This window comes from Sinorhizobium medicae (genome assembly GCF_007827695.1).
Classification (GTDB): Bacteria; Pseudomonadota; Alphaproteobacteria; order Rhizobiales; family Rhizobiaceae; genus Sinorhizobium; species Sinorhizobium medicae.
On sequence record NZ_VITA01000007.1, the window covers coordinates 255,356 to 271,457 of the forward strand.

Here is a 16,102-nt window from a genome sequence, read left to right on the forward strand (position 1 = left end):
AGGAGCGAGCCCGTTCCTAGAGTTTCGCGCGTGCAAGTCATGCAATTACCACATTTCACTTCGACTGGAATTCCCGACAATGAGGCGCCGGCAAAGAGCCTCCATGCGCACGCTCACATAGTTTGCGAAGGCCGGCGCGGATGATCTTTGCGGCCAGGGCGGGTCGACCGCCTTGAAAGGACCGCTCCAGTCTAGCCGCGGCAACGCCGGCAAAACGGTGACCAGAATGAAGGTAACGAACGAACCGGCCTCGCGGCGCGAGGGCGAAACGGACATGCTTTTCGAGATCGATCCCGCATCGGTGCGCACGGAATATGAACTCCTGCATCTGATGAGGCGGCTGATCTCCCGCTACGGCTTTGCGCATTTCATGATCGCGCGGCTGCCGATGGCCGACGAGCAGCGGTTTTCCGAGCGTCTCATGCTGAGCAACTGGCCGGCGGAACTGGTGCAGCAATACGATGCCAGCGAAACGTTCCAGGCGAGCCTGCTGATCGAGCGGCTGCGCCAGACGAAGCTGCCCATCGCCGGCGGCCCGGAACTGATGGAGCCTGCGCGCAAAGGCGCCGGAAAGGCGCCGGCTATTCTGCTTCCGCCCCATGCCGATATGGCCCATTTCGCGGTGCTGCTGCACACGACTTATGGCGAACCTTTTGTGGTGGTACTCTCAGGAAAGCGGGACGAACCGGCCGGTGGGGAGCGTGCGACGCTCTATCTGGCGCTCGTGCAGCTTTTCGAATGTCTCGAGCGTACCTTCGATGCCGGCAGCGGCGCCCGCGAAAAGCTTTCGAGCCGTGAGATCGAATGTCTGCGCTGGGCGGCGGCCGGAAAGAGCAGCGACGAGATAGCCATCATCCTCGGCATATCGGCCTATACGGTGAGCAGCTATTTCAAGAGCGCGACCCGCAAGCTCGACGCCGTCAACCGCATGCAGGCGATCGCAAGGGCGATGCGGATGAAGCTGATCTGATGGGTCGGGGCCAGGCCTGCCTGCTGGCGGCCCGTTCGGGTCGCCCACTCTTGCCGTGACCGGCACAAGTTTCTATATGTCGCGGCATGAAACAGCCTGATCCATGCCGTCCGAGGGTGTATGGCTGTTTTGAGATGACGACATGCACATGAAATACCTGAAGGGGTGGGCCCTCCAGGAGGAGCGGGCGCCGCCCTGATATGCTCGGCGGCCCCAAGCTTGAAAACAGAGTATCGGCCGCAGGTGCCGTGCCCGGATGCCGGATTGGATCCCGTGAACAGTCTCGATTTCGACCGTAAGCCCGAAGATACGCGCGTCGTCGTCGCCATGTCCGGCGGCGTCGATTCTTCCGTCGTTGCGGGGTTGCTCAAACGCGAAGGCTACGATGTTCTCGGCATCACGCTGCAGCTTTACGACCATGGCGCGGCGGTGCACAGGGCCGGCTCCTGCTGTGCCGGCCAGGACATCGACGACGCGCGACGTGTCTGTGAGACGATCGGCATTCCGCATTACGTCCTCGATTACGAGGCGCGATTTCGCGAAACGGTGATCAATCCCTTCGCCGAAAGCTATATAGCGGGCGAGACGCCCATCCCGTGCGTCGCCTGCAATCAGACGGTCAAATTCGCCGATCTGCTCGCGACCGCCAAGGAACTGGGCGCCGATGCGCTCGCCACAGGCCATTACATCCGCTCGCGGCCGAGCCCAATGCCGCGCTATCCCGGGCAACGCGCACTCTACAGGCCTGCCGATGCCGATCGCGACCAGAGCTACTTCCTCTTTGCGACCACTCAGGAGCAGATCGACTACCTTCGCTTTCCGCTCGGCGGTCTTCCGAAGAGCGAGACGCGGGCGCTCGCCGAAGAGATGGGCCTCGTCGTGGCCAAGAAGGCCGACAGCCAGGACATCTGTTTCGTGCCCCAGGGCAAGTACAGCGACATCGTGTCGAAGCTCAAGCCGAATGCGGCGCTGGCCGGCGAGATCGTCCACCTCGACGGCCGCGTGCTCGGCGCGCACGAGGGAATTCTGCACTACACGATCGGTCAGCGCCGAGGCATCGGTGTGGCAACCGGCGAACCGCTCTATGTCGTCTATCTCGATGCACGCTCGCGCCGCGTCGTCGTCGGCCCGAAAGAAGCGCTGGAGACCCGCCGCGTCTACCTGCGCGACGTCAATTGGCTTGGTGACGAAGAGCTGGAGGCGGCGGCGCGTAGCGGCTTCGAATGTTTCGCCAAAGTCCGCTCTACCCGCCGTCCGGCTCCGGCGGTTCTCAGCTGCGACGCCGAAGGGCTTTATGTCGAGCTGGTGGAAGGCGAGGCGGGCGTGGCGCCCGGCCAGGCCTGTGCACTCTATTCCGGCATCGGCGAGGACGCACGCGTCTATGGCGGCGGCTTCATCCGCAGATCCGAGCGCGAGCCGGCCGCGGAAGCGGCGCTGAAGGCACTTTTGCAGGCCCCCGCGGCGGCCTGATACATCTCGCTCGAAGGGCACAGCGATCTTCGGGTAATGAAGATCGGAAAACAGCGCCCTGAGGCGTCTCGACACGCTTCAGGACAAGGCGGTCAGGCAAGACGGGAAAACATCGCTTTTTCCGGAAGACATTGCTTGACACTAGCCGGAACAGCGCCTTATAAGCCGCCCGACCAGCCGAGACGGGCTTCGCTCAGAAGCTTCCATGGCGCCGGCGGCGGAGTAGCTCAGTAGGTTAGAGCAGAGGAATCATAATCCTTGTGTCGGGGGTTCGAATCCCTCCTCCGCTACCAACAGAACAGGGTCCATTCTGGACACATAGGTTACTGTAGCTCGCCGCGAATTTCCGGAATTTCGACAACGAAGCCGGGTGCCGTTTGGCTGAAACGGCTCGGATGTCTAGCCTTTGGCAGCTGGCGGTCACCGCGACGACTTCGTGCCACCCGGGTGGAGGTCGCTGGAAAGTCCTAGCGGCGCGACAACCATCTTCTGCCGAGATATTCGAGCGCCTTCAGGCTGTCGGGGTGCGCTGCGCGGTTTACGCCTACCGACTTCCGGCGCTTCGCAACAGTTATCTTTGGCGTATCCGATGCAACAATCTCGTCGGCTGGTGCGGTCTTTTCCGGCAAGCCGTGTTCGTCTCGGTCTGGCATCATCGATTCCTGGCGTTTAAGGCGAGTGCGCCTCAAAGCTGCCAAGAAGGGACGGCGCCGGCGGCTCTGAGGCACTACTCACACGAACGGCTGACGAGGTTGCCGCTCGGCATGACAACTCCAATAAGCCTCAATGGTTTCGCTTGGCCGCGTGCGTAAGACCTTTGCTTTTCATGGGACGGACTTAGGTCCGATATGCCCTTCATGTCGGGCGATTTCGGTGCTCACGCACCCTTGATCCGGCTTCCGTCCTCGCTATCTCAATAGCAGTAACGACGTTCGAAGCGGTTCCCTTGGATGGAACGGGACGAATAAGCCCAACCTGTGATGAAACGTCGCGAACGGAGCTGCAGCGGATCTGGCCATTCCACCTGCAGCTCTGCTTTTGTCATTGATCGACGCGCGCCTGTGCGGACGAGAGTGCTTCCGCCCGTCCCCCGGCACGCTCAAGTCCCATTTCCGTTCGGCCCTGCGCGAAATCTTCGGCGATACTCAGTTGGGCTCAGACCGATGATCCGCGTGAAGATTCGTCGAAAGGCGCTGGGATCGCTGTAGTGAACATCCCAGGCGATTGAATCGATGGGATCGCGTGTCAGCTGGAGCAGGTCACGTGCCCGGTTGATACGCAGACGTTGAACATATTCGCCTGCCGTATGGCCGGTTGCTTTCTGGAATCGCCGCATAAAGGTACGCGGTTCAAGGCCTGCCTGCTCCGCGAGGGCCGCAAGTCTCATCTCTTTCCCGCCGGTGAGTTGAAGCCAGTGCTGAACCTTCAAGATCGAATCGTCACCATGATTGAGACGTGGCGAGAAGCCCCTGTAGTAACTTTGTTTGCGTCCCGGTGGATCAACCAGGAAAGCTCCTGCTGTTTCCACCATGATGTTCGGGCCGAGAAAACGCTCGATCAGAATCAGACTGAGATCGATCCATGCCATCACGCCGCCGGCCGTGAGTATGTCGCCATCGTCTATGATCAGACGGTCGGTGTTCACCTTGATGTCGGGAAATCGAGAGGCAAGCTGCTCCTCATAGGTCCAGTGAGTGGTCACTGTCCGGCCCGCAAGAAGCCCGGTCTCTCCCAACAGGAAGGCTCCTTTGCAGATCGAGCACAAAGCTGCTCCTCTCGAATGTTCTGAAAGAAGCCAGTCGGCGTAGAATTTCGCTTCGTGCTCGGGGAGCGGATCGCCAAGCCCTGGAGGGATGACGATGACGGTTGGCCTGCTGCCACCTATGCCAGGGTCGGAATCGAACAGCCGCTCAGGCGCAGCCCGCCCATCTTCGCGTGTCCAGTGACTCACGCGAAGTAGGGGGTGATCAATGGCATGCATTTTACGTGCAAAGCCGTCTGCGGCGGTCAGAAGATCGGTCATTCCAAGCACCGCGGCAGCCTGAGCCCCCTTGTAGCCAACGATGCCGACTTCGTGAATATCCTTCGTTTTGTCCATATCACCCTGAAGTTTGTCACTCACGACACTCATACGATGCCTTAGCCCTCATTATACAGGCGCATCAACTTCGGAAAGGATGCTCATGAGCAAGCGCGCGGTAATCGTTGTCGATCTTCAGAAAGACTACCTGGCTTCAGGAAAATTCGCTTTGGTCGGTATGGACGCTGCGATCGAAAACGCTGCAAGGATCGTGGCCATGGCTCGTCGTTCCGGCGATCTGGTGATCAACGTTCGACACGAGGGACCCACCGATGCCCCCTTCTTCGTCTCGGGCACTGAGGGGGCGGAGATCGTGCCTGCCATGACCCCGCAGGAGGGCGAGGACGTCATAACCAAGAACTACCCCAATGCGTTCCGTGAAACGAATTTGGCGGACTTGCTGTCGTCTGCTGCGATTGAAGACGTGACGATCATCGGGGCCATGAGTCACATGTGCATCGATGCGACCGCAAGGGCTGCTGCCGATCTCGGGTACAAGACGACCATCATCCAGGATGCTTGCGCTACACGCGATCTTGAATACCGGGGCGAGGCTGTGCCCGCCGCGAAGGTCCACGCTGCCTTCATGTCTGCGCTCGCCTTCGGATACGGGAAGGTGCTTTCGACCGACGAATATCTGGCGAAGTGATCCCCACCCGACGACCGCAACAGCAAGAGAAAGCCATGACAGATCCAAGTCGGAATCCAATGCTCGTAGGCCGCCGTGGCACGCTTAAACTGTTCGCCGCGGCGGCAGTCGCTTCCGGCGCCGGCGCTCTCCTTTCGGAAAAAACCGCCTTCGGAGCGACGCAGTTCCACCTGACCCAGGTGCGCAACGCGACGCTACGTGTCGACTACGCCGGCGTTCGGTTCCTCATCGATCCGATGTTCGCCGGGAAGGGCGCAACCCCCGGCTTCGAAGGATCGGCAAACAGCAAGCTGAGGAACCCTCTCGTCGACCTGCCTTTGACAGTCGAACAGCTCGCCGATGTAGATGCAGTTGTCGTGACGCATCTGCATAGCGACCATTGGGACGACGAAGCCGCAGCCATCCTCGATAAGAAGCTACCGCTCTTTGCCCAGAACGATGAGGATGCGGCTCATATCAGGAGCCAAGGTTTTCAGGATGTCCGCACCCTCACGGAGAACACCGAGTTCCAAGGAATCCACCTTGCGAAGACTGGCGGGCAGCACGGAACAGATGCCACACTGGAAGCCATTCCGGCGCTGGGGCAGGTCTGCGGGGTGGTCTTCAGCCACCCGTCGAACAAGCGGCTGTACCTTGCCGGCGACACGATCTGGAACGAGCATGTGGCAGCCGCCATCTCCCGGCATCATCCTGAAATCATCGTGCTCAACGCCGGCAAAGCGGTCTTCCCCGGTTTCCCTCCGATCATCATGGGAGAGGAAGACGTGTTGGCCGTTCACAAGGCTGCACCGGAAGCTACGTTGATCGCGAGCCACATGGAGGCGGTAAACCACTGTGTCCTCAGCCGCGCCGCGCTACGAGCCTATTCGGAGGAGCAGGGCTTTGCATCCAGCCTGCTTGTCCCTGCGGATGGGGAAACCCTGGCGTTCAAATGACCGGCATTCATGATCTCGGAGCAAGTCCGTCGAGCAGGAAGTCTAGACCCTTCCTGAATGCGCCGTCCCAATCGTCATCCAACAGCAGCCGAGAGCGTTCGATTGTCGGATAGTGTTCGCCGAGACCTGTAAGGCGCTGCTGCGCGACGGACCTGTCCTCGTCCGAGAGGACGAAACTCGCCCGCGTGACGGTTGCGCCTATCACATAGTTCCAGAGCGACCATATCGCGGCATTCAGATCCGCGTCCGCTACACCGGCCCTGGACAAGGTATTGCTCAGCAGTTCCAGGCGGCTGAGAATGTTCGGGCCAAGTGCCCGGCGCGGCAACAGCGACGCCGACCAGGGATGGCGCAGCATGCTGGCGCGCCAGTCTTCAAGCATATGAAACACTTCGCCGCGCCAGTCCCGAGACTCTGCTTTCTGCGGCGGTCCGCGATATGCGAGCACTGAGTCGAGCGCCAGATCGAAGACCATTTCCTTATTTTCGACATGCCAGTACAGGCTCATCGCGCCCGCACCGAGACGGTCGGCCAGCTGACGCATCTTCAATCCGTCGACGCCCCTGGTGTCCAGCAGTTCCACCGCCGCCGCCACGATCCGGTCGAGAGACAGGGATGGTTCAGTGCGCGGCCCCTCCAAAGACTCAGATGATCCAGACTCGGGTGGGGCAGACTCGGGTGAGGCGGACTGGGGTGGTGCGGACTGAGGTGGTGCGGACTGGGGTGACGCACGCAGGCGTCGAGGCCGGTCGCCCTGTGGGCCGCTGGGTTTGGCTGCCATCCGTCTTCCTTACTGATCAATACGCCGATTTAATCCGGCACCGGGGCGAATGTCGATCCTGACCAATTGACTCGTACGTTGTACGATGCAATTTATTCGTACGGCGTACGAGTCGTATGGCGAGGGGGCAAATTTCGGTCTGTCAGCCGCGAGTGACCGTTACTCCCGCTCCAGAGCCGAGAGAAATAAGTCACGCGCAATCCCGCATCTGCTTATCGGAGGGCAAATCATCATGACCATGGGAGTTCCGATTGGGACGGCAGCGAACGAGAATGACCTCAAGCTGACCATCGTCAATCCCCGAAACCTCTACGACCCCACGCCAAACGGCTACAGCACCGCAGTGATCGTGCCTCGGGAAGGCCGATTGGCATATATCTCCGGGCAGGGCGGCCAGGACAATAGGGGGGCTTTGTCGCCCGATTTTGCCGTTCAGGTCGAGCAGTCCTACAAAAATCTGCGCACCGCCCTCGATGCGCTGGGCGCACGGCCGGAGCAGGTCGCCAAGCTCACGGTCTTCGTGGTCGATCACAATATGTCCAAGCTTGAGGTGCTGACCAGGGCCGTCAAGGAGATGTTCGGCGAGACACTGCCGGCGCAGACGCTTGTTCCCGTCCCAAAGCTTGCGATCGAACCAATGCTCTTCGAGGTCGAAGCCGTCGTCATGCTGGAATAGCGGGGCGGCTGGAATAGCGGGGCGGCTGGAATAGCAGGCGGCAATGCCGCTCGAGGTGATTGTCCGCCCACCGCCCGCAGTGCACATTCTTCTTCGAAACTCAGCTTCCATCCTACAGCGTGCAGAATTGATCGGCGGGTTGGCCGATCAATTCGGCACGCCTGCATGAGACGCTGCAATCACGGAACCAATCCGCTCCCTTACCGTTCAGATAGGAGATTAAGCGATCTCTCAAATGAGAGTATGGAGGAGAAGTCATGAACATCGGCAGGCTTTTTGCAGCCGGGTTGATCTTGGGTGGCGCGGTGGCCGCCGTACCTTCTGCTTCGTCGGCCCAGTCATTCGACCTGTATATCGGTCCGGACGGTCCACAGCTTCGTGATCGCAGATATGACGATGACGATTATCGCGACAGGGGCTGCAGCGAGCGCCAGGCTATTCGCCGCGCCTATCGGCTCGGTATCCGCGATCCTGATATTCGGTCGATTACGCGGCGCGAGGTGGCGGTAGACGGGGTCGGGCGACGCGGGCGGCTGACGACCGTCTATTTCGCAAATCGGCCGGGATGTCCTCGCATAGGTTGAACCTCATCTGATAGTATAAGCTGCGGCGCCGCGCGTCTGTCGATGCACGACGCCTAAGCCGTTCCGTTGCCGTTATGTCAGATGCAGCAGACATTCGGCAGCGCTCGGTTCAAGGCGGCTATACCGTTGGATGGACGAGGCAGGCGGCGGAACTTCCGGGCGCCGGCCTTGTTAGATCGGTCAGGAGGATCGCATGCCGGCGCCGAAAGAGATGGATTCCGCACTCACAAATCTGCCCTTGAGGATCGGGGCATATGTTCCCGACGATCTTCTGGAGGATTGGTTCGCTCCGGGAACGGGGATGAACCCTCCCTCAAAAACCGCCTTGGCCGAGGCGGCGGCCTATGGGCGGCAGTTCGAATGCGAATTCAAGTATTATCCCGAGCGAAAGGAAGGGGTCTTCTGGAAATGGGTACCAGCCATATGAACGAAGGCAATCTTGAGGCGAAGGCCATCACTGCCGTTGTAGAAGAGCTGCAGCGGCAGGCGGCGGAGAACCCTTCAAAGCTTCAGATCCGTCGAGTGGGAGATAAGCTCGCGATCAATGGAGAGATCGATGTCGACGCGCTGGTGATGGTGGTCGTGGGGTCAATGGCAGGAGGGCCTTGAAAGCCATCCCCGGGCCGTGCCCGACTACGCCGCCCCCCGCTGACTGCCTCGTGCGCGTTCCGCGAGCCGATTTGAACAATTCAGGAAGGATTGTCCTTGTCGCCCGTGGCGCTCGGCGGGTTCTCGTCTATGGTATTGACGCCGTCCGCATTGACCTTGGTGTCCTCGATCCTGGTAGTATTGGTCGAGGGGAAACGGTCGACATATACATAGAAGATCGCACTGGCAATTATAATGACGGCGGCGCCGATCAGCGCCAGTCTCTCCCAGGTCCGGTTCATGGACATCACCTCCGGTCGCTCATGGTCGAAACCGCAGCCGGGCGCAAAGGTTCCGGCGACACGGTCCTCATACGGCTTGCATCGTCTAAGGCCGCTGCGAACCAGGGCGTCTGCTCAATCTCTGCGTGCGCGAGGATGTGAGCCGCGCGGCCGAGGAAAAAAGATCGCCAGGGGGAGGAACCATTTGAACTGATCGGCGTTTCATCCATCGCAGTTGGGAGGCGCAGGATGAGACACGCGGACATCGGAAAGCTTCACGAATCCCAGGCCAAGCATGTCTGGGATGTGGCGGAATACTGCAGACGTAGCGGCATCCACGAGGCCGAGGAACGCCGTCTTATCAAGGTTCTCGGGCGCTACGCATCGAGCCACGAGCTTCAGATGAACGTCGTGCGTCCTCAGAAGCGCATACGTTAGAGCATTTCCGATTTTCTTCGGATCGCGGAATTCCGGACGGAAAACCGTCGCGCACTTTTTCTCGGAATTGCTCTGGAGCGGCATGCGGAAAGGGCGTTCGCGCTGGGCCGGAGGATGAGCGCGTGTGGGTAACAGCGACCGGAGCATTTCTCTTTATAATCGGGCTCCTCTACATGGCCTGGGAGGCGCTCGGGCGGAGACGTTTGAGCGAGCCGCCACAGGCCCCGCGAGCCAATCCCGAGCAAACGCTCGAGCCACGCGGGCAGGGACTGCGTTTTCTGAGCCCCATCCGCAACTGGTTGGGCGTCGCGCTCATGGTGATCGGTGGCGCTCTCCTGCTCTTCGGGATGCGCTGAATTCAGGCCGGGCCGATCTCTATCAGAAAAGCTTCCGAAGCGATGTCGGCCGTGAGCGTGAGGCTGGCAGGCTGGACAAGGATCGCCGTGTCCAGCCCATGCAGGGTTGCCGAGACGCCTCCGGTCACGAGCGCAACGCTGCCACGGTGGCAGAAAAGAACAAGGTCGCGGGCGTTCGTGGCAACCGGATGCGCGCCCTCGACATGAATTCTGCGCATGCGATGTTTCAACGCCTGGCGCCGCGTCATCACATTGAGGTCAGTGACCGGGCCATCCGAAAGCGCCGCCGATGTCGGCACATCGGCCGGAAAGCTGAGGGGGGCGTCCGAGGCAGTGAGCAGCTTCGGCTGCCGGCCTTCGATCGAAAGCGTCATCCCGCCGCCCTCGAGGATCGAGAGCGTGCGATCGACGCCGGGGAAGGTTGAGAAGGAACCGTTGGTGGCGACGGTCGCCATGCTTATGCGCCAGTCGAAATCGGCAATCGTGGCGCGATCCGGGGAAACGGCGATTTCCACCGTCTCCCCGCCGCCGTTCTTCCAGGGCATATGCCTGTACTCGCTCGAGCGCAAAATTCGCATCATCGTCAGCCGAGCCATCCCATGGATGTTCCGATCCAAACGATCGGTGCCGTCACCAGTATGCTCAATACGACGCGAATATACCAGATCACCAGAAGGTTGCGGAAGCTGAGCGGGATAGAGGTCGCCAGCATGCAGGGAACGGAGGCCGACAGAAACAGGACCTGGCTGACAGACACCACGGCCGCCACGAACTTCATGTCCGGTGCTGCCTCCTTGAGCAGTATGGCAGGCAGGAACATCTCGGCAAGGCCGGAGGCGAGTGCCTTTGCCGCGAGCATCGGCTCGCCGAACTGCACGATCCAGGTGAAGGGATAGAGCGTCAGGCCGAGAATGTCGAAGATCGGCGTGAATTTTGCGGCAAGAAGCCCGAGGAGTCCGACAGCCATGATGCTCGGCAGGATCATCGCGGCCATGCGCAGGCCATCAAGGAAGCTTTCTCGCAAGAGTGTCGGCAGGCTCTTGGCAGTAGCCGCCTGTTCGAGGCCGGTCTCGACGGCGAACCTCAGGCGGCTGCGGCCGGCGGGCAGCGGCTGGTCCCGATCGCCCTCGTGCGCAAGCCCGGCAAGCGGCCAGATCCGGGCCGTGATCGCAGAAACGATGAACGTGACGACAAGCGTGGTCCAGAAGTAGAAATTCCAGACGTCCATGAGCCCCAGCGTCTTGGCCACGATGATCATGAACGTAGCCGACACGGTGGAAAAGCCCGTGGCGATGATCGCGGCTTCGCGTACCGTATACTTGCCTTCACGGAAGACCCGGTCGGTGATCAGGAGCGCAAGGGAATAGCTGCCGACGAAGGAAGCGACGGCGTCGATAGCCGACCAACCCGGCGTACGCCAGATCGGCCGCATCACCGGCTGGACGAGCACGCCGGTGAATTCGAGAAGGCCGTAGCCGATCAGAAACGCGAGTGCCAGAGCGCCTATCGGCACGATCAGCCCGACCGAGAGCACCAGCTTGTCGAAAAGAAAGGGAAGCATGTCGGGTGCGAAGAGGACCTCGGGCCCGATGCCTGCGAGATAAAGGACGGCGAGCGCCAGTCCGAGGACCCGCAGGACCGAAAACACGGCATCGGTCACCGTCTTGCGCCAGGTACCGCGCAGGAAGGGTGCGAAGGCGCCATAGGCCATCAGCAACAATACGAAGCCGATCGCAACCGGGCGCGCCTGCGTCGATATGGCGGTGGCCGCATGGTCGAGCAGGATCGTCGATTTGCCGTTGATATCGACCGGCACGAAGAACAGGAATATGCCGATGAAGCTGCAGAGCACGAGCCGCAATGCGGCGCCGCCGCGCGAGCCCTTTGCCTCGGTAGTGATGTGCGTCATGTCGTCTCCTCCGTTCCTTTTCAGAGCGGTTTACCTGTCGATTTCTGTTGGTCGGCGGCCCCCTGCATCAGGCGCCGCATACGGTCGAAGTCTTCGTTCATCGGGCGATCGTCGCGATAGGCGGGAATTACCGAGCGTATGCGCCCGTAAAGGGCAGCGGTGCCTTGCGCCTTGGCGCGCACTTGCGGCTGCAGATCATAGGCCTGAACGGCCGCAAGCAGTTCGATCGCCAGGATCTGCTCGAGATTGTTGAGGATCGCGTGCACCTTCCAGGCGGCAGGCGTCGCATGGGTAAGAATGTCTTCCTGAAGCGCAGAGGTGATACCGCCATCGAGGCTGGCCGGTGCCGCCAGACGGCGGTTCTCCGCCACGAGCGCAGCAGCCGTGTACTGCGCGATCATGTAACCCGAAGAAACGCCGCTATCGGCAGCCAGGAAGGCGGAAAGACCGCTCACCAGAGGGTTTACGAGCCGGTCGATACGGCGCTCGGAAATCGCCGCGAGTTCCGCCACCGCGACAGCGAGACCATCCATGGCCAGGCCGAGGGCGGCACCGACGGCATGTGCCTGCGAATGCACCTCAGGTGCCTCCGGCGAACCGCCGACGGCCGGGTTGTCGGTTACGCTTGAAAGTTCGCGGTCGACGATTTCGGCTACCTGTCCGAAAGCGTCGCGGGCGGCGCCGTGCACTTGCGGCACTGCCCTGAGGCTTAGCGGATCCTGTGTGCGCGTACCGGCGGTTTCTGCAAGCATTGCGCTCCCTGCCAGCCAGTCACGCAAGTCTTTGCCGACGGCCCTCAGGCCGGGGGATTGCCGCAAAGCCAGGGGCAATTCGGCAAACGCATTGGCCTGGCTGCCGAGATTTTCGTATGTCATGGCCGCGGCTGCATCCGCCCAGGCGAAGAGCCTTTCCGTGTGCGCGAGCGCCAGCGCCGCGAGACCGGTCGCGCACGGGGTCCCGTTGACGAGACTCAGGCCCTCTTTCGCTTCGAGCCGCAACGGCGCCAGCCCAAGGCGGGAAAGCGCCGCATCGCCGCTCAGCCTTTCCGTCCCCTGCATGGCCCAGCCATGACCGATCAGGACGAGGCCGATCGCGGCGGCATGGGTAAGATATCCAACCGAACCGCGCGACGGAATGAGAGGGATCATGTCGGCATTGAGCAACGTCAGGAGCGCCTCGACCGTCTCGATCCGCACACCGGAATAGCCGTGAGCGAAATTGGCTATCTGTGCTGCCATCACCGCCCGCGCTTCCGCACGGCCGAGCGCATCGCCGACGCCGCAGGCGTGGCTCAGGATGATATTGCGCGAAAGCGCCTGCTGGTTCTCGCGGTCGATGATTACGTCGCAGAGTGCCCCGACGCCGGTGTTGATGCCGTAGCCGCGGATGCCGCGCTCCACCAGGGCATCGACGATCCGCCTGGCGTGGACGATCCGCTCGCGTGCCGGCTCCGACAGACCGAGGCGAGCGCCCTCGGCGACCGAAGCGATCTCGCGCCAGTTGAGCGGTCCATCGACCGAGATCATCTCACGCATGGGTCTCCGGCCTTTCATGACGGCGCTGGACGAACCGGGCGACATAGTCGTTGGCGGGATTGTCGAGAATCTCGCTCGGATTACCGACCTGAACGACCTGGCCGTCCTTCAGGATCGCGATCTCCGATCCGATGCGCAGAGCCTCGTCGAGGTCGTGCGTGATGAACACGATGGTCTTTGAGAGATTTTGCTGCAGTTGCAGCAATTGGTCCTGCATGTCGCCGCGGATCAGCGGATCAAGGGCACTGAACGCCTCATCCATCAGGATGACGTCGGTGTCGGCAGCAAGCGCCCGTGCCAGGCCGACGCGCTGTTTCATGCCGCCCGAGAGCTGATGGGGAAACTTGGCGTCATAGCCGGAGAGGCCCACCGTTTCGATCCATTTCATGCCGATCTCACGGGCATCGGCTTTCGCCACTCCGCGCACGCGCTGGCCGTAGACGACATTCTGCAGAACGGTCCTGTGCGGCATCAGAGCAAAGCTCTGAAAGACCATGCTGACGCGCCGCATTCGGAACGCACGCAACGCCTTCGCGTCAAGATCGAGAATGTTGCTGCCGTCGAAAAGGACCTCGCCGCTCGTGGGGTCGATCAGCCGGTTGATGTGACGCACCAGGGTTGATTTCCCGGACCCGGAGAGCCCCATGATCACGAAGATCTTCCCGGCGCCGATTTTCAGGCTCACATCGTTGAGGCCCACGCTGCAGCCGGATTTCGCCAGGATATCTGCCTTGCCGAGGCCATCCCTGACCATGCCCAGGGCCTTCTTCGCGTCGTGCCCGAAAATCTTGTAGACGTTCCGGATCTCAATATCAGCCATTGCGGGCGTCCTCCGTCCGGACCTTGCCGAAGCCCTGCGTGATGCGGTCGAGCACGATTGCGAGAATGACGATGCCGATACCGGCTTCCAGGCCCTTGCCGACATCGAGCGTCTGGATGCCGTTCAATACCTGTTCGCCGAGGCCGCGTGCGCCGATCATCGAGGCAACGACCACCATCGAAAGCGCCATCATGATCGTCTGGTTGAGGCCCGCCATGATGGTCGGTGTCGCAAGCGGCATTTCGACGCCGAAGAGAATCTGCCCCGGGCTGCCGCCGAACGCCGTTGCAGCCTCGACGACTTCCGCGTCGACCTGGCGGATGCCGAGATCGGTCAGCCGGATCAGCGGCGGAACGGCGTAGATGATGGTCGCGAGGATCGCCGGCACCTTGCCCAGCCCGAAGAGCATCAGAGCCGGGATCAGATACACGAAGCTCGGCATGGTCTGCATCACGTCGAGCACCGGCAGGGTGATGTTGCGGACGACGCGGCTCTTGGCGACGAGAATGCCCATGGGTACGCCGATCACGACCGAGACGATTGTCGCCATCAGCATCAGCGCGAGCGTTTGCATCGTCAGGTCCCAGAGACCGAGGACGCCGACGGCAAGGAGCAAGGCGCCGACGGCCAGTGTCAGCGACCACCGCCGCGAACTCCGCCAGGCGAGCGCCATGAAGGCGAGGATAACAAGCCACCAGGGCAGGCCGCGCAGGATCCATTCGATGAACAGCACGGCCTTCAGGATGACACCGCTGATCGCCTTGAACACCCAGCCGTAATTGGCGACGAGCGCCTGGATGAAGTCGTTCACCGGCGCGCGGATCGAGAGATTGAGAGAGTCCGGAAACATCGGGTAGGTTCCTTGTTCAGGTGGGCGACGGCAAGCCGAAAGCCCCCCTGGCCGGGGAAACAGCCTTCTGCCTACGATCACCTTACCCCGCGTGGGGCAGGGCACTGGTGATCGCGGACGAAAGACTGCCGTTATTCGAGGCCAGCTTCGATTTTGCCGCGTGCCTCGTCCGAGACCCACTTGCCCCAGATGTCGCCCTTGGCTTTCAGGAACTGCGCGGCGGCTGCCGTCGCATCGACCTTATTATCCGTCATATAGGCGAGGCTGGCATTGACCTCCTCGAGCGGAAAAGTTGCCTTTTCCAGGATCTCGATGATTTCCGGCGCCTCGGAAGCGAAGGTGCTGTTCACGCCATAAGAGACGTCGACGGAGGGAAAGGCGCAGCCTTCGTCACGCTTGCCGTTGGCACTGCTCAGTTCTTTCCAGCAGGCTTCGTTATAGGGCGGCTCTTCGAGCTGGATCAGCTTGTATTTACCCATGATCGCGGTCGGCGACCAATAATAGAAGAGGATCGGCTCTCCCTGGAGATAGGCAGAGGTAATCGCCGCATCGAGCGCCGTTCCCGTCCCCGGGCGGAAGTTCACGTAGGACTCGCCAAGCTTGTAGGCCTCGAGCTTGGCCGTGCTCACGCCCTCGCAGGTCCAGCCGGAAGGGCAGTTCAGGAAGCGGCCCTTGGACGGTTCCTCCGGATCAGCGAAGATCTCGGCGATTTTCGGGTCGGCAAGTTGGGATACGCTTTTCAGGTCCGGCGCCTTGGGTTCGATATTGCGAGCGGGATCGCCCTTGACGACATAGTCCGGCACGAACCAGCCTTCGCTGGCGCCTACAAAGGTCTTGCCGACGGCAACCACCTTCTTCTCTTCCACCGCCTTGTTCCAGATGTCCGAACGGCCGAGCCATTCCTCGGCGAAAATCTGAACGTCGTTATTGGCCGTTGCCTGCTCGAGAGTTACGGAATTGCCGGGAATCGAGTCGACCTGGCAGTCGTATCCCTTGGAAAGGATCGTTTTCATGACCTCGGTAATGAAGGCGCCGCTTTCCCAATCTATGCCGGCGAAGGTTACGGTCTTGCCATCGCCGCAATAGGAAGCATTGGCGCCGCCGGCGGATGCCGCCAGCATCAGGCCGGCTGCCGCGACGGTGAGTTTCATTGTGCTGATCGACATGCGCATTCCCCTTT

General features: G+C 61.2%; 20 protein-coding genes and 1 tRNA gene. 11 read left to right on the top strand and 10 right to left on the bottom strand.

Annotated features, from left to right (window positions below; translation table 11 throughout):
• Positions 1-226: 226 nt before the first annotated feature.
• From FB009_RS14810 to FB009_RS14820, 3 genes are all read left to right on the top strand, one after another.
• Complete coding sequence (locus tag FB009_RS14810) at positions 227-970, top strand: helix-turn-helix transcriptional regulator (protein WP_012066821.1); 744 nt, start codon at positions 227-229, stop codon at positions 968-970.
• Positions 971-1,243: 273 nt separating this feature from the next.
• Positions 1,244-2,440, top strand: coding sequence for a tRNA 2-thiouridine(34) synthase MnmA (gene mnmA, locus FB009_RS14815; protein WP_012066820.1), 1,197 nt, complete (start codon positions 1,244-1,246; stop codon positions 2,438-2,440).
• A gap of 216 nt (positions 2,441-2,656) precedes the next feature.
• Positions 2,657-2,733, top strand: a tRNA-Met gene (locus FB009_RS14820).
• Positions 2,734-2,907: 174 nt separating this feature from the next.
• On the opposite strand, the gene FB009_RS14825 is transcribed toward FB009_RS14820, so the two are convergent.
• A complete protein-coding gene (locus FB009_RS14825) occupies positions 2,908-3,093 on the bottom strand; it encodes a hypothetical protein (RefSeq protein ID WP_024310968.1) in 186 nt (61 codons plus the stop codon).
• Positions 3,094-3,539: 446 nt separating this feature from the next.
• Entirely contained in the window at positions 3,540-4,571 is a 1,032-nt protein-coding gene (locus FB009_RS14830; RefSeq protein ID WP_012066819.1) for a GlxA family transcriptional regulator, read from the bottom strand.
• A 52-nt stretch (positions 4,572-4,623) separates the two neighbouring features.
• Between FB009_RS14830 and FB009_RS14835 the strand changes: the two genes are divergently transcribed.
• On the top strand, positions 4,624-5,169 hold the full coding sequence (locus FB009_RS14835) for a cysteine hydrolase family protein (protein ID WP_012066818.1): 546 nt from the start codon (positions 4,624-4,626) through the stop codon (positions 5,167-5,169).
• Between the two features lie 35 nt (positions 5,170-5,204).
• Positions 5,205-6,104, top strand: coding sequence for an MBL fold metallo-hydrolase (locus FB009_RS14840; RefSeq protein ID WP_012066817.1), 900 nt, complete (start codon positions 5,205-5,207; stop codon positions 6,102-6,104).
• 7 nt (positions 6,105-6,111) lie between these two features.
• On the opposite strand, the gene FB009_RS14845 is transcribed toward FB009_RS14840, so the two are convergent.
• Complete coding sequence (locus FB009_RS14845; protein ID WP_024310966.1) at positions 6,112-6,885, bottom strand: TetR/AcrR family transcriptional regulator; 774 nt, start codon at positions 6,883-6,885, stop codon at positions 6,112-6,114.
• A gap of 232 nt (positions 6,886-7,117) precedes the next feature.
• Between FB009_RS14845 and FB009_RS14850 the strand changes: the two genes are divergently transcribed.
• The 4 genes from FB009_RS14850 (at position 7,118) to FB009_RS14865 (ending at position 8,754) form a co-directional block, all read left to right on the top strand.
• Positions 7,118-7,561 (top strand): RidA family protein, encoded by a 444-nt coding sequence (locus FB009_RS14850; protein WP_012066815.1) that lies wholly within the window; start codon positions 7,118-7,120, stop codon positions 7,559-7,561.
• A gap of 257 nt (positions 7,562-7,818) precedes the next feature.
• Positions 7,819-8,145 (top strand): hypothetical protein, encoded by a 327-nt coding sequence (locus FB009_RS14855; protein WP_012066814.1) that lies wholly within the window; start codon positions 7,819-7,821, stop codon positions 8,143-8,145.
• Between the two features lie 193 nt (positions 8,146-8,338).
• On the top strand, positions 8,339-8,572 hold the full coding sequence (locus FB009_RS14860; protein WP_012066813.1) for a hypothetical protein: 234 nt from the start codon (positions 8,339-8,341) through the stop codon (positions 8,570-8,572).
• Positions 8,554-8,754 (top strand): hypothetical protein, encoded by a 201-nt coding sequence (locus FB009_RS14865; RefSeq protein ID WP_012066812.1) that lies wholly within the window; start codon positions 8,554-8,556, stop codon positions 8,752-8,754. The genes FB009_RS14860 and FB009_RS14865 overlap by 19 nt, the downstream gene beginning before the upstream one ends.
• 80 nt (positions 8,755-8,834) lie before the next feature.
• On the opposite strand, the gene FB009_RS14870 is transcribed toward FB009_RS14865, so the two are convergent.
• Positions 8,835-9,035 (bottom strand): hypothetical protein, encoded by a 201-nt coding sequence (locus FB009_RS14870; protein WP_012066811.1) that lies wholly within the window; start codon positions 9,033-9,035, stop codon positions 8,835-8,837.
• A gap of 228 nt (positions 9,036-9,263) precedes the next feature.
• Here FB009_RS14870 and FB009_RS14875 point away from each other — a divergent pair, with 228 nt between their 5' ends.
• Together FB009_RS14875 and FB009_RS14880 are read left to right on the top strand one after the other, a co-directional pair.
• Complete coding sequence (locus FB009_RS14875; protein WP_012066810.1) at positions 9,264-9,452, top strand: hypothetical protein; 189 nt, start codon at positions 9,264-9,266, stop codon at positions 9,450-9,452.
• Between the two features lie 122 nt (positions 9,453-9,574).
• The gene (locus FB009_RS14880; protein WP_012066809.1) at positions 9,575-9,808 is read left to right on the top strand and encodes a hypothetical protein; all 234 of its coding nucleotides are present in this window, start codon (positions 9,575-9,577) and stop codon (positions 9,806-9,808) included.
• 2 nt (positions 9,809-9,810) lie between these two features.
• Here the strand turns inward: FB009_RS14880 and FB009_RS14885 are convergent, their stop codons facing one another.
• The 6 genes from FB009_RS14885 to FB009_RS14910 all read right to left on the bottom strand — a co-directional run bounded on the left by FB009_RS14885 (position 9,811) and on the right by FB009_RS14910 (position 16,088).
• A complete protein-coding gene (locus tag FB009_RS14885; protein WP_012066808.1) occupies positions 9,811-10,404 on the bottom strand; it encodes a HutD/Ves family protein in 594 nt (197 codons plus the stop codon).
• A complete protein-coding gene (locus tag FB009_RS14890) occupies positions 10,392-11,717 on the bottom strand; it encodes a YjiH family protein (RefSeq protein WP_012066807.1) in 1,326 nt (441 codons plus the stop codon). The genes FB009_RS14885 and FB009_RS14890 overlap by 13 nt, the downstream gene beginning before the upstream one ends.
• Positions 11,718-11,737: 20 nt before the next feature.
• Positions 11,738-13,252, bottom strand: coding sequence for an HAL/PAL/TAL family ammonia-lyase (locus FB009_RS14895; protein ID WP_012066806.1), 1,515 nt, complete (start codon positions 13,250-13,252; stop codon positions 11,738-11,740).
• On the bottom strand, positions 13,245-14,072 hold the full coding sequence (locus FB009_RS14900) for a quaternary amine ABC transporter ATP-binding protein (protein WP_012066805.1): 828 nt from the start codon (positions 14,070-14,072) through the stop codon (positions 13,245-13,247). Before FB009_RS14900 ends, FB009_RS14895 begins: the two co-directional genes overlap by 8 nt.
• A complete protein-coding gene (locus FB009_RS14905) occupies positions 14,065-14,922 on the bottom strand; it encodes an ABC transporter permease (RefSeq protein ID WP_012066804.1) in 858 nt (285 codons plus the stop codon). Before FB009_RS14905 ends, FB009_RS14900 begins: the two co-directional genes overlap by 8 nt.
• Positions 14,923-15,053: 131 nt before the next feature.
• Positions 15,054-16,088, bottom strand: a complete 1,035-nt coding sequence (locus tag FB009_RS14910) for an ABC transporter substrate-binding protein (RefSeq protein WP_012066803.1) — start codon at positions 16,086-16,088, stop codon at positions 15,054-15,056.
• Positions 16,089-16,102: the final 14 nt, after the last annotated feature.